The 14024-nt window shown below is 50.3% G+C and carries 9 protein-coding genes and 1 pseudogene; 3 read left to right on the forward strand and 7 right to left on the reverse strand.

Annotated features, from left to right (window positions below; translation table 11 throughout):
- The first annotated feature begins 41 nt into the window (after window positions 1-41).
- Complete coding sequence (locus HMPREF9469_RS22860) at window positions 42-1499, forward strand: sodium:solute symporter family protein (protein WP_007867479.1); 1458 nt, start codon at window positions 42-44, stop codon at window positions 1497-1499.
- Window positions 1500-1655: 156 nt separating this feature from the next.
- On the opposite strand, the gene HMPREF9469_RS22865 is transcribed toward HMPREF9469_RS22860, so the two are convergent.
- Entirely contained in the window at window positions 1656-3047 is a 1392-nt protein-coding gene (locus tag HMPREF9469_RS22865; RefSeq protein WP_007867481.1) for a GntR family transcriptional regulator, read from the reverse strand.
- Between the two features lie 141 nt (window positions 3048-3188).
- On the opposite strand from HMPREF9469_RS22865, the gene HMPREF9469_RS22870 reads away from it, so the two are divergent.
- Window positions 3189-5585: a PAS domain-containing hybrid sensor histidine kinase/response regulator gene (locus HMPREF9469_RS22870; protein WP_007867483.1), complete on the forward strand. Its 2397-nt coding sequence runs from the start codon at window positions 3189-3191 to the stop codon at window positions 5583-5585.
- Between the two features lie 61 nt (window positions 5586-5646).
- Here HMPREF9469_RS22870 and HMPREF9469_RS22875 read toward each other — a convergent pair whose 3' ends face one another.
- From HMPREF9469_RS22875 to HMPREF9469_RS22900, 6 genes are all read right to left on the reverse strand, one after another.
- Window positions 5647-6225: a L,D-transpeptidase family protein gene (locus HMPREF9469_RS22875; protein WP_007867487.1), complete on the reverse strand. Its 579-nt coding sequence runs from the start codon at window positions 6223-6225 to the stop codon at window positions 5647-5649.
- Window positions 6226-6315: 90 nt separating this feature from the next.
- A complete protein-coding gene (locus HMPREF9469_RS22880) occupies window positions 6316-7074 on the reverse strand; it encodes an SIR2 family NAD-dependent protein deacylase (protein ID WP_007867490.1) in 759 nt (252 codons plus the stop codon).
- A 120-nt stretch (window positions 7075-7194) separates the two neighbouring features.
- The gene (locus HMPREF9469_RS22885) at window positions 7195-8097 is read right to left on the reverse strand and encodes a DMT family transporter (protein WP_007867491.1); all 903 of its coding nucleotides are present in this window, start codon (window positions 8095-8097) and stop codon (window positions 7195-7197) included.
- 142 nt (window positions 8098-8239) lie between these two features.
- Window positions 8240-8872: a response regulator gene (locus HMPREF9469_RS22890; protein ID WP_007867493.1), complete on the reverse strand. Its 633-nt coding sequence runs from the start codon at window positions 8870-8872 to the stop codon at window positions 8240-8242.
- A 26-nt stretch (window positions 8873-8898) separates the two neighbouring features.
- Window positions 8899-10581, reverse strand: coding sequence for a histidine kinase N-terminal 7TM domain-containing protein (locus HMPREF9469_RS22895; protein WP_007867495.1), 1683 nt, complete (start codon window positions 10579-10581; stop codon window positions 8899-8901).
- Between the two features lie 131 nt (window positions 10582-10712).
- Window positions 10713-13595 carry a hypothetical protein gene (locus HMPREF9469_RS22900; RefSeq protein ID WP_007867496.1) on the reverse strand — a complete coding sequence of 961 codons (2883 nt, stop codon included), beginning with the start codon at window positions 13593-13595 and terminating at the stop codon, window positions 10713-10715.
- Between the two features lie 294 nt (window positions 13596-13889).
- Here HMPREF9469_RS22900 and HMPREF9469_RS34190 point away from each other — a divergent pair.
- Window positions 13890-14024, forward strand: a pseudogene (locus HMPREF9469_RS34190) (IS110 family RNA-guided transposase); the annotation flags it as partial.

Consider the following 14024-nt stretch of genomic DNA (forward strand, 5'->3'; position numbering starts at 1 on the left):
CGTTCTGAACAGTTACAAAAATTTTATACAGGAGGGATTTTATGGGTACAAATATCATTGTAACAATCATCGTAATCGTCTACCTGCTTTTTATGCTGTGGATTGGCTGGTATTCTTCCACCAAAATATCCACCAACACCGACTTCATGGTGGCCGGACGCCGTCTCGGCCCGCTTCTCATGGCCGGAACCCTGGCAGCCACGGAGATCGGCGGCGGCAGTTCCCTGGGCGTTGTGCAAAACGGTATGTCCGGATACGGCCTCAGCGCTTCCTGGTATATTACCACCATGGGAATCGCCTTTATCATCCTGAGCTTTATTGCCCCCAAATTCCGGGCCGCGACCGTTAAGACGGTTCCTGAGTATTTCCGCAGACGCTACGGCAAATCCTGCGGCATCATCACAGCCGTCATCATGCTGCTTCCCCTGGTGGGTCTTACCGCCGGACAGTTCATTGCCTCAGCCGTTATCCTTTCCACCATGCTGAACATCGATTACCAGGTTGCGGTAATCATTGTGGCAGTGGTGGTAACCGTTTACTCCATCATGGGCGGCCTTTGGAGTGTCACTCTCACCGACTTTGTCCAGGTATTCCTGATCGTGATCGGCATGATCATTGCAGTCCCCTTTGCCATGAACTATGCGGGAGGATGGAGCCAGGTCACTGCCAATATTCCGGAGGGAACCCTGAACATGTTCCAGGGCTATGACCTGTTTGGGATCATTTCCCTGGTCATCATGTACACGGCCACCTTCTCCGTAGGCCAGGAGGCAGTATCACGTTTCTATGCCGCCAGGGATGAAAAGGCTGCCAAGAGAGGCGCATGGCTGGCTGCACTGGTGAACTTTATCTATGCATTTATCCCCACCATCCTGGGCATCATCACCCTGGCCCTGATCAACATGGGCAAGTTCAGTTCCACCCAGTTTGAATCCGTTGGCGCCCGCTACGCCCTGCCGGTTCTGGCCATCAATACCATGCCCGCCCTGATCTGCGGCCTGCTGTTTGCCGGGATCATCTCCGCTACCATGTCCAGTTCCGACTCCGACCTTCTGGGCGCCGGCTCTATATTTGCCAACGACATCTATAAGGCAGTCCTAAAACCGGATGCCTCCAGCCAGTCTGTTATGACCGTGACAAAAGTGGTAATGTGCCTGGTAGGCGTTGCCTCCATGCTTATCGCACTCTTTAATACCCAGAGCATTGTATCCATCCTGATGTTCTGCTTCACCCTGAGGGCCGCCGGTTCCTTCTTCCCCTATGTGATGGGGCACTACTGGAAAAAAGCCTCCACGGCCGGAACCATCGCCTCCCTGATTGCAGGGACCGTTGTGGTCGTGTATCTGGAGCACGTATCCAAAGGCATGCTCTTCGGAATTAAATTCAGCCAGCCCATCATACCGGGCCTTGTGGCAGCCTTTATCTGCTTTATCATTTTTTCCTATGCCATGCCGCCAAAGGTGGCGACAACGGAACTGGCCCCGGAAGAGGACGATTGACACCGGATGGGATCAGATTCATCAGGATCTGCTGTTTAAAAAATAAAGGTGGATGCCGGACACATACTTGTGTTTCGGCTCCACCTTTTCTGATGTATCCTTCTGGTTTACAAATTTATCTCTCCGGTTTAACGTTCCGGCTTAACGTTCCGGTCCTCACTCTTGATTCAGCGCTTTCATTACGGTCCTGTACATCTTTCCCACCAAAGCCTTTACCCCCCGGCTGTACAGTCCCCCATCATCACGTTCCAGCCCTTCCGCCAGCATGCGGGACGCGCCACCAGCGGTTTCGTCCAATTCAGCCAAGTGGATAAAAGGATATCCCCACAATAAAAATTCATACAATTTATCACATACCTCCCCGAATCCCATTAGGGAATGGATCCTCAGCAAACGGATCACGGAATCAAAGACCAGATAAAACAATCCGCCAAACCGCGTCTGTTCTTCCATACAGGACTTCAGGGCTCGCTTTTCCTCCTGCTTCAGAAGTGAAAACACTGCCCCGATCACGCTGTCGCAGGTATAATATACGATCTGGATACTGTTAAAAAACATCTGAAAATTCTTGCTGACCGCAGGCATACAAAGCTTATCCACATCCGGGGCAGAAAACATGACCCTGATCCCCACTCCATTGACAGTATGGACCACCCCCAGGGCGCTCAGCAGTTCAACCGACCTGCGGACAGTACTGAAGGATACACTGTATGCTTCCGCGATCGCTCCATAGGAGGGGAGATAATCCCCCTCAGCATAGCCTCCTTCCAGCACGTGGCGGATCAGGTTGGATACCAGAGTATAACAGCATTGGGGCCGGTCCCGGTAGACCGTCCATTGGAACAGGGCCGGTTCAGGCACGTCCTTCTGGTCCTCCACAGATGCCAAATACTCCATAATGGCATTATAAAACTCCTTCTGCAGCTGAAAAAAGCCATGTAAGAATCCTGTCTTATCCAGATTCCGGCAGGAGGATATCATCTGTGCCCCAATGGCTTTGGCATGTTCCCCACCATAGGCAAATTCACCCATATTTTTCTGAAAACACGGAAATCTGTAATACAGAAGCGCTTCATTATACAGGTTCATAGCCAAAGGATTATCCAGACTCTTCATCATGACGTAACAGCATCTGAGGGAGATTTCGGAAGCCTCCATACCCGGTTGGGAAATACTCCTTCCCAAAGCCTCCATCTCTTCCGCCTTAAGACGCCTGCATCCCTCCTCCAGCAAAGGCCTCAGCACCAGCAGAAGGGACTGGTTGACACCGGGCATCATATCTTTTCTGGCAAGAAAGTATTCCCTGAGTGACTGCTGTATTTCCTGGTCAGAGACATCATAGGCCACCGCGCTCTTCCTGCCCGGGGAGACATCCACATATCCCTCTTTGTTCAGCTGCACAAACGCCCTGCGAATGGTCTGCCTGGATATCCCGAACTTCTCGCACAGCTCACCGGCAGAAGGCAGGACATCCCCCTTTCTGTAATATCCGAATCGGATACGTGATGCGTAATATTCATATATTAAACGGGATTGGCTGTAATCCAATGCAGACCCTCCTTCAAACGTATTTTGAGATATTATAGCATTTATTCTTTGATTCTGCCACGGTCTCTTGTTATTTCATGGAATTTTTGATATAATACTTCAAATGTATACTTATGAACAAGGTTGTGGGAGTATGAGACTATGAATGAACATGCAAACGACACTTATGCAGGGTCTCCCGGCGGACCCTTATCCACATATTACGAATATAACACCCTGATGCGGCTGTTAGGTGTCAGCGTGAGCAAGCATCTGCTGGATGAACACTACACCGTTATCTGGGCCAATGATTTTTATTATCAGCTGATCGGCTGGTCAAAAGACGAGTATGAAGATATTTTCCATAACCAGTGTGACCTTTATTACAGGGAAGATCCGGAAGAATGGGCGCGGCTGACAGCCACGGTGGTGGAGGCAAGGAACACCAACCAAAGCGGCTACAGTCTGATATCACGTATTCGCCGGAAAGACGGCCAGTATATATGGGTGAAATTTTCCACAGCATTTGCGGATGAGTATGTAAACGGCTGTCAGGTTGCCTACACCAGTATTACCAATATTGACGACCTGGTGCGTATTCAAAAGGAGCAGTCGGTTACCTATAATAATCTTCCCGGCTTCGCGGCCAAATTCATGGTGGAGGGCAGGGACCTGCAGCTTCTGGAGGCCAATGACCGATTCCGCGGATTTTTTGGCTGTGACAGCCTTTCCTGCGGTCTGTCCAACTGTATGACGGAAAAAAACAAACTCACCTTTGAACAGAACCTGCCCCTGATGCAAGCGGGCAGATCCGTCCATTTTACGCTGGAAGCCCGTAATAAGGAGGGGAACAGTGTGTGGCTCCAGGTCAACGGTGACTGTATCGACTGGGTGAACGGCCGCCCGTTTTACCTTATCATCTACATTGATATTACAGACATCACCGAGCAGAAGGAACTTCAAAAGCAGCTGGAAGAGCGCTCTGAGATGTTAAAAAATGCCCTCAAGGAAGCCGAGCGGGCCAACCGGGCCAAGTCTGACTTTCTTTCCAGTATGTCCCATGACATACGGACTCCTATGAACGCCATTGTGGGGATGACGGAGATCGCCTTTGCCCACCTGAATGACCCTGAAAAGGTGGGCAGCTGTTTGAAAAAGATCTCCCTGTCCAGCCAGCACCTGCTGGGCCTGATCAACGATGTTCTGGACATGTCCAAGATTGAAAGCGGAAAAATGGCCCTGCGGTATGATTCCATGAATCTCCCCGAAGTCATGGAAAATGTGATCGCCATTGTACAGCCCATGCTAAAATCCCGCAAACAGCTTTTTTCCATCCAGCTAAAGAACATAGTGCACGAACAATTTTCCTGTGACACCCTCCGTCTGCGGCAGATCCTCATTAACATCCTGTCCAATGCCTCCAAATTCACTCCCAGCCAGGGACGGATCACAATAAATATAGAGGAGATCCCCTCGGAAACCAGCGGTGAAACGCAGATGATATTTACCTTCACCGACACGGGAATCGGTATGAAGCCGGAGTTCCTGGATCATATTTTTGACGCGTTCACAAGGGAACGGGACGGACGGGTGGACAAAACCGAAGGCAGCGGCCTTGGCATGGCCATCACACAAAAGATAGTGGAATTAATGGGCGGAACCATTACTGTTGAAAGCCAGTGGGAAAAGGGAACCAGGTTCACGGTAAGCCTCCCTCTCCGCATTGAAGACCAATCCATGGAGCAGTGGGAATTTCCTCCGCTAAGGATCCTGGTTGCAGATGATGACACCATTATGTGTGAATATACGATTCATCTCCTGGAGGGCTTGGGAATCCATGCCACCTGTGTCACCAGCGGTGAAGAAGCCCTGGAACAGGCTATAACGGCCCACCGGCATAACCGGGACTTTGACGCCGTGATCGCGGATTGGAAAATGCCCGGAATGGATGGCCTGGAAACCATGAAAAAGATCCGGGAACAGGTCAGCCGCGATGTGCCGGTCCTGATCGTCTCCGCCTATGATTGGGCTGAAATTGAGGAGCCCGCAATTGCCGCAGGCGTAAATGGCTTCCTGCCAAAGCCCCTGTTTCCCTCCACCCTCATGAGAGGACTGAACAGGTATGTCCTTGGGCGTGATCCTGCTTCCGGCCAAAGAGACAGGGAGCGCCGGTATGATTTTACGGGAAGCACCATCCTGGTGGTGGAGGATAACGAGTTGAACCGTGAAATCGCAGTGGAACTGCTGACCGCTGTGGGCGCCAGGGTAGAGGCGGCATGTGACGGCGCCCAGGGCGTGGAAGCATTTTCCCACTCTCCTCTTCATTCCTGTGATCTCATCCTCATGGATATCCAGATGCCTGTCATGGACGGATATACCGCAACCCGGCTGATACGGGAACTTCCCCGGGAGGACGCGGCCACCGTACCGATCCTGGCCATGACCGCCGATGCCTTTGCCGAGGACATCCAGGCTGCCAGGGAAGCCGGAATGGACAGCCATATCGCAAAGCCGCTGGACATAGCGGAACTAAAGCAAACGATCAGCCGCTTCCTATAGCGCAATACTATTAAAAGCCCCCGGCATGTCACATCCGGGAGCTTTTAGTTTGTTGTCTCCATTAAGGACCGATGGTAACCGGCACTCCCACGTTACAGTACTGCCACAGCGTATCCATAACATCATTGGTCACGGCAATACATCCCGCAGTGCCGCCTCCCTGTTCTCCATGTATTTCAATGGCTCCGCCCAAAGGCGTATCCCAGGGCGGCTTTTCTCCCGCCTTGTTTGCGTCCACAATGGCCTGGTACTGTTCCTGATTGATCAGACCGTCCGCAAGGCCTCTCTCAGCATCCTCAATATTTGGATAAGACAACCCCAATGCCAGATAATACTGACTTTTGTCATTCATGGTGCACACATAGAACTTGCCTGAAGGGGTGATCTCATCCCCCTGCTGCACTTTGTCCCCTGTGGCCGATTCCCTGCCCAGTTTAGCCGGCCATGTACCGATCACAGCACTGTAACGGTTCAGGGTCACTGTGTTTTCTTTTTTGCTTACATAGATATTGATACCGTTCACAGACGGTTGATAAACCGCCCCCGGCCCTGCCTGTCCGGCCATGGCGCTTACAGGGGCTGCTGCCCACAATGCCAGGGACAGTATCCCCAGCCCCAGACGTTTACGGATATTCCTCATATACGCTCTCCTTATACGGTTTTATGCCTGGGGCAATTATACCACATGAACCAGAAAATGGAATTGACGTAATAAAATTGAAAGGAAATCCTAAGCTTTTTCCCCATATCCAAGTTTTGGAAGCACATTCATAGGATAATCCAGGATCACAAGGGACGCCTCTTTATCCAGATAGTGCTCCTGCTTATGTATGATCACGATATGGCTTCCTGTAAAATACTTGATATACTGCCTGAATACCTCGGAGGCCATGGTTGTTCCAAGGAGCAGCAACACATCTGCCTTAGTGATCTCCTCCGTGGTCTTTGTCATGTTCTGGCTGTCCACCATCTCTCCCACCAGGGATATCATGGGCCTTACAGGGATATTACAGGTTTCACAGATAGGGACCCGCCTGGCGTTCATGATATAGGACAAAGGATACTTTTTCTTACACCTGGGACACTGGTTCTGATAAATGCTCCCGTGGAGATTGACCACTTGGCGGCAGCCTCCCCTGCGGGGGCTGTCGTAAATGTTGCTGTCGATCACGCACTGAAGTTTCCCGTCCCGCTCCATGGCCGCCAAAGCCGGGCCGGTGGGAGTGTCCCTGGGTGCGTTGTGCAGCATTTCATTTTTGTAAAACTCAAAAAACTGTTCCGGACGGGTATTGTAGAATGCGCTGGAATACATCTCCTCCACACCATAACCGTACCGGTTCTCAATGTCATAGGCTTTATCCTGCTTCTTAATGCCTATAAAACCGCCCTCTTCCATCATACCGGAGCCACAGAGCGCCACTGTATAGGTACTGTCATCCAGAATTCTCCTCAAATGAGATATTTTCTCATGAGTTTTTTTCTCATTCATAGTGATACCTCCTTCCGGCTGCCCGAAATCATCTTCCGGGAAGATTACCATTGTATCTTATTATCACTATTATATAATTTTTTCCAGATAATTACCACAGTTTTCGGCGCATTTATCATACTATTGACAATTTTTTTTAACATTTTCTTTCTTCTCAACCCGCGAATAAAGAAGAACACCCCCGATTGTAACCGCTCCCCCCATGATTTGAAGCGGTTTTGGCACTTCGTTAAAAAGGAAAAGGGCAAACAAAGCGGCCACGGCAGGCTCACACAGCTTGGAAGCAGATACAAAGGAGGGGGAGAGGAATTTAAGGCACCAGCTGAAAATGCTGTGCCCTAACAGGGTGGAGCATACGCTGAGAAGGAATCCCACCATCACGGAACGCATACCGTACCCTGTAAACGCCAACCCGCTGGCAGCAGTGGCAAGTCCCAGGGCCAGGGCGCAGAACACATATACAATATAGGTGTAAATCGTGGTGGACATATAGCCTCTGACCTGACGCCCGATCAGGGTATACACGGAACAGAATATGGCAGCTGCCAGGGCCAGGATATCCCCAAACAGGTGGTCTCCTCCTGATGAATAATCGGAAAACGCAACGAGCATGCTCCCGCCAACGGTCACAAAAATCGTTCCCACCGCTGCCAGGGAAACCTTTCCTTTTAAAAAGAGTGCGTATCCCATGGCCACCCATATGACCTCTGTACATGAAATTGCAGTGGAGCTGGCCACCGAGGTCATGGTCAGGGATTCAAACCATGAGGTGAAATGCAGGGCCAGGAACAGACCGCTGGCAGCGCACAGCAGTACGGTCCTTCTGTTGGCCCCCATCAGTTCCTGCCTGCATTCCTTTTTTCCCAAAACCACCGGAGTCATAAGCACAACGGTCCACGCAAGCCTGTAAAAGGCTGTGACAACAGATGGCGCCTGGGAATATTTAACAAAAATAGCCGATAAGGAGATACCGGCTATTCCGATCACGATCATTATCAACGGATGTTTTTCTAAAAATTTCATCTGGGGTACCCTGCCTTTATTCTTGGTCATTGCCGTTATTCTACCACAATCCCCTTACACAGTCCAGATGAAAGTGATTTTAAGATCACGGATCATCCCGCCCATAGCTTTGACCGCTGCTCATGGTATATAGAAGCGCAGTCTAATCCAGATTGTTCTTCACTGCAAAAACAGCCAGCTGGGTACGGTCCTTCAGTTTCAGCTTTTCTAAGAGACGGGAGATATTATTGCGCACAGTGCCCTCCGCCAGGAAAAGCTCTGCCGCGATCTCCCGGTTGTCCATGCCCTGGGCCACAAGCCGCATGATATCCCGCTCCCTGGGCGTAAGGTCCATGGCCTGATCCGGCCTAAAACCCGAGGGCGCCATCTGTCGGCGCATGCCTTCAAATACGCTTCCTCCAAACACCCGGATACCGGCGCATACTGTTTTTACGGACTGGATAACCTTATCGTCCTCCATCTCCTTTAGGATGTACCCATCCGCCCCGCTGCACACAGCCGCGTCCACCGTCTCCCTGTCATCAAAAGTGGTGAGCACCAGGACCTTGATATCCGGAAACTCCTCCTTGATCTTTGCAATTCCGTAGCTTCCATCATACTGGGGCATGCGCATATCCATCAGAACCACATCCGGCTTCACCTTCCTGCATAGCTGCCATGCCTCCCTGCCGTCCGCTGCCAATCCGGCCACCTGAATGTCACTGTCCTGCTCTAGGATTGCCTTAAGCCCTTGTCTCAGTATCTGGATATCATCAGCGATCACTACCTTTATCATAAAATCCCCCTCTCTTTTATCTGCCGCTACGCGGACTCCCTATCCCGCAGGGGCAGATTGATATAAATCTGAAAACCTTCCCCTATTCCGGATATGGTTCTAACCTTGCCCCCAGCCCGTTCCACCCTCCGGCGGATACCGCTCAATCCATTGCCCTCCTCTATGCTGCTGCATCCCTGGCCGTTGTCAAATATATAGAAGTTAAGACTGCTGCTGAATTTGAGGATCACATCCATATGGGTGGCTTCTGCATACTTGAGACAATTGGTGATCGCTTCCCGGAGGCTTTCATACACAACAGGCGACAGATAAGAATACTCCTGTTTGTCCTCGCCCTGTATTTCCACCTCCACCTCGATCTCCTTTACGCTTGCGGCCAGCTGGTAGACGCCCTGTGTGATCAGTCCATAGGATTCTCCCTGCCTGAGATTGTTAATGGAACAGCGCAGCTGGCGGATACCACTTCCTGCCAATTCCTGGGCCTGAGACAGATATTCTCCCGTACCAGCGCCCGTGCCCCCGCTTTCGTAATCGATACGGATCAGCTTTAACAGGGAATTGATCATGGTCAGGGTATGACCGGCTGTGTCGTGTACCTCCTGTGCAATGCGGTTGCGTTCCTGTTCAATAGCCAGTTTCTGGTTGGATACTGCCAGCTCTCTTCCCTGCTCCAAAAGCTGATAATATCGTCCCACATCCGAGAACATCACAGTTCCTGCCACGATCTTCCCCTTTTTATCACAGCAGTTGTAATGTTTGACTTCCAGTTTCCGTTTCTCATGCCCGTCATCCAGGGTAAGGACCGTGCTGCCTGCCACGGGATCTTGGGTGTCCGATATGCCGGGGTGACGGAGGCCCGTCCCCGGCTCTCCATCCACCCGGATCCCCCTGTCCTTTAGCATGTTCCACATCTCCTTTGCTTCATCGCCGTTCCTCAATCCAAACCACGTTTTCACGGCTTCATTGCAGTATGTAATCTTCCCCCTTTGGTTGTACACCACCACCCCTTCTGAAATCGTATCAAAGATCTGTTCATAGGCCATGGTATTCACATCCAGAAAATCATAGCGGAAAACGGCCAGCAGCATCAGGATGCTGGACAGGGCAAATGCCGGGGGCGTCAGGTCAAAACCGCTCCTGACCAGTCCAGTCATGTAGAGCAGGTTAAACCCAAGCGGTACTGCGGCCGACAAAAGGATCACTGCCATGTGGGACAATGCCACCCGGTTCTTTTTAAACGTCATTAGTACCACCGCCATGCCAGCCAGTACGCAAAGGTATGTGTATGCCATATGAATATAGAACACAGGGCCATAGACCACCTGTTCCACTTCAAACATGATATAGAACAGGTGGTGATATTCATTGGTGAGAAGAATGGAATAATTCACGGCGGAAATGCCAAACAGAAGACTCTCCGCCCAATGGTTTAATTTCCTTTTACTGTACAAAAAAGCAAATTCCAGCCAGGCAGGGCCAATAAAACTAATGCCCAGATAGGAAATAACATAAGCCAGGTACTTCATTCCCCGATTCATGGGAAGGGCAGAAAACAATTGGGGAATGCACCATATTATGATAAGGAGCTGGCATACCGCCAGGGCTCCCGTGGTCTTGTTTTTATCCGCCTTTATGATCAGCCATCCCGATGTATAGAGAGACAGGCCAATGGCTAAAAGATATGCGGTCCTCAGCATGATATCCAACATGTTCCAAACCTCCTTGGGTATGATCCCCTCTGCAAAAAGGCAGACAACAGGACAGGCCGCTGTGCACAGTCTGCATACACGATTGGTCTGTCCCTTTGATTATAGCCTTATAACGATAGTGTGTCAAAAGATTAATGCTTTTTCATTTCATTGACTGCTGCGAACAGAATGAGTCCAAGACCGGCCGCCAGCAGGTATATCCACCAGGAGAGACTGAGCCAGAAGTCTTTTGTCATATACAGGGCCACGGTAATGATGATAATGCCTGAGATACGGATCCACCTGGTGCATTTCCCAATATGGGCCCACAGGAAGACAGCCAGACATATGGCTTCCAGGATCAGGGCATCTGCCACATTTCCCGTGTGAAACGCGTCCAGAACCAGCGCAGCCAGACACAGGCTGTAAAGCGCGGTCTGAAGCCATGGAAGGAACTTTTCATCCTTCCATATCACAGACAGAAGGCGGGTAAGGATCACTGCCGGCAAAAGCTGTATCTCCAGCCATATGACCTGAGGCCACTCCACAAAGGGCTGTCTCCAGAACGCCAGAACCGTCAGACACAGGGCCAGGGTGTAAGCCTCTTTCCTGTACTGCTTCAGGGACGTGTATTGGAGTACGTACAAGGCTGTCAGAAACGTATATGCACAGCTCCATCCCCGGTTCTGGGACCATGTCACTGGCAGGATGATCAGAATAACCAGGATATGGAACCAGTCCACGTCCCATGAAACAGGGATAGTCTCCCGCCTGCTTATGACCGGTCTGTAACAGCGGAACAGGATTCCGGTGGCCAGAGGAATCAGGGCTGTAAAAGCATACAGCTGGTTTGCGGTCACATCATACCGTCCAGCCACGATCACAGGCACGGGAAGCACGGACAGGGCCGCTGCCAGATGAGGCCAGATACGGCCGTTCCGGTAAAACATCATATAAAATACCGCAAAACTGGCCATACAGGGAATCAGGTTCCAAAGTGCCAGATACGGATTTATATAAAATGCACCCATGGTCATAGCCAATACAATAACCCCTGTGGTATCCCAAAATTTACCATTTGTCCATTTTCTGCACTGGTAATATACAACTGCATACTCTGCTGCAAATACTCCGGTTACCCACATCATCTGCAATACACTGTTTATTGTCATGCTGCCTGCAACAATGAACACACCGGCCAGAGAATAGATACAGCTTCCTTTTAAATACCATTCCCTCATCTCCTCCTCCTGATGTAAGGATACAGCCAACAGATATGCTGACAGGAGGATAAAAAACGGCAGCGGTCCCCAACCGATCATCCAAAAGGCCGCCTGCGCCCCTGTTCCGATCACCAGCACGGATATTTGGAACCTGTCCCTTTTAACCACATCCCATACCGACACAGCCGCTGTAAAGGCCATCAGACACACATCATATCTGATTGGAAGGTCAAAGGACCGTATGAGCGCTGTCCTTCCCGTAACAGTGAGGAAAAACAGGATAAAAGGAATAACTCCGCGAAGCAAAGGATATCCTCTGCTCCAATCCGCTGCCACCGCTGCCAGCAGTATGATAGATGCAGAAGCTGCCAGTTGCTCCCCCGTCCCATTTTGTGCAAACAGGGAGATACGTATTAAGAGTGCCGTGTCCACCGCCAAACCTGCTGTAAAGATACATTCTCCATTTAAATTGCCCAGCGGACTGCCCATTTTCCTCTCAGCCAAAAAACATACTCCGGTCAATACCGCCCCGATCAGCAACTGGTAAGTAAAATCCACCGGCATGCCCAATCCTGCGTACTGGAAAAACACAGCCAGTGAAACACTGTGCAGAGTCTGCATAAAGGGAGTCCTGTTCCTCAAGGCAATAATGGCAATACCCGCTGCTGCCATTCCAAGGCCAACCATACTCCATAAAGTGATTGGAAACAGTGAGAAAACCATATGACCTGTGAAGGTTCCCATGAATCCCAAAGCAGCCTGAAACGCCATGGCCGCACTGAATATCCAAAAATGGAGGGGTACAAAAAAGCGGAATCCCTCATCCAGCATTGCATCCATCATTGGCCGGGATACGCCCGTTCCATCTACCCCCTGTTTTCCCCTATCTCCTTTTGTCCTCTTTCTGCGGATCGCATCCCAGGCAACCAAAAGGAAGGAATAGTATATCATGGCATTGATACATGCCCCGCAGCTCAGCTTCAATGCTCCCATCAGGAATGTCATACTCACCGTCATTCCCCACAGGCAGGCCTGGGTATAAATCCTGTCCTGGAAATTCTTCAGCCCTGCAAACATGGCCATTTCCGTCACAATGCTTCCAGCCCACAGAACCCGCCATCTGTTCTCACCTTTTAGTATGAACTCCGGTCCCAAAAGTCCAAAGTAGCCTGCTGTCAGCACGGTCAGGAATAAAAATACGCTGCCCAGTATGTAAAAAGCCTGACTTGTCCTTTTGATTTTAAAAACCCTTCCTGCCAAAAGGCTCGCCCCAAAGAACAGGCCCGCAAACCCAAAAGCCATTATAACTTTGCAAAAGCTGGGAAGCATATGCCATGCCGTGGTAGCAAAGATCAATCCGGCCAACACCACGAAAATGACCCCGATCACCAGCGCTGCCGTTCCCTGATAAAATGTGGAATCCGGTGCCGCATTTCTCTTACAGCGTTTTTCCTTGCGTGCATTTATCACATTATGTTCTAAGGTTTTTCGGTCCGCGGGTGCTTTTCGGTCCGCGGGTGCTTCCCGGTCCGCAGATCCTTCCCGGTCCGCCGTCTGTATTTCATTCCCCCCGGGCGCCGTCCACAGATCGGTCCGGGAAGAGGGTATGGGAACCTGCTGTAAGGTCTCATTACACGTTTCCTGTTCCCCACATCCGTTAGTCCCGTCTCTGCCAAAAGCTGCAAACCTCTGCTGTTTCAGCCATTCTGTGAGCTGTTCTATTTTTTTCTTCTGATGGCTGATCTTCACCGCCAGTCCGATTATGATGCCCAGCTCCACAAAAGGAGCTGCAAACCACACAAGTAATATCATTATAATCTCCATTCCGCGCGCCTTCGGGCGCGGCACAAATAGTAATGAAAGATTTTCAAAACCTCTACTCCGTGAGATAATGCTTCTAAGAAGCTATACTACAAAGCACGGGAGGAGGAGTTGTAAATTCTTTCTCGTTTTAGACAGCATTATAATCAGTGTAAGTCCTGCCTTTTCAAGCACAAATAAGTGGTACTACGAGTCCGTACACTAAGAATTGTTTTAACGCCTTGGTTAAATTGTGTGGCAGTTCAGTCAATGGCTTCTTATCTTACTTTAGAAAGGAGCATGACTATGAAAGTTACTTACCAAACCTGTTGTGGTGTCGATGTTCACAAATCTTTTCTCGTCGCTACAATCATCAAAACTTCTGGTAGAATAGAACCTGACTACCTGAAAAAGCGTTTTTCTACTTTTAACAATTCTATA

It is taken from the genome of [Clostridium] citroniae WAL-17108, assembly GCF_000233455.1.
Classification (GTDB): Bacteria; Bacillota; Clostridia; order Lachnospirales; family Lachnospiraceae; genus Enterocloster; species Enterocloster citroniae.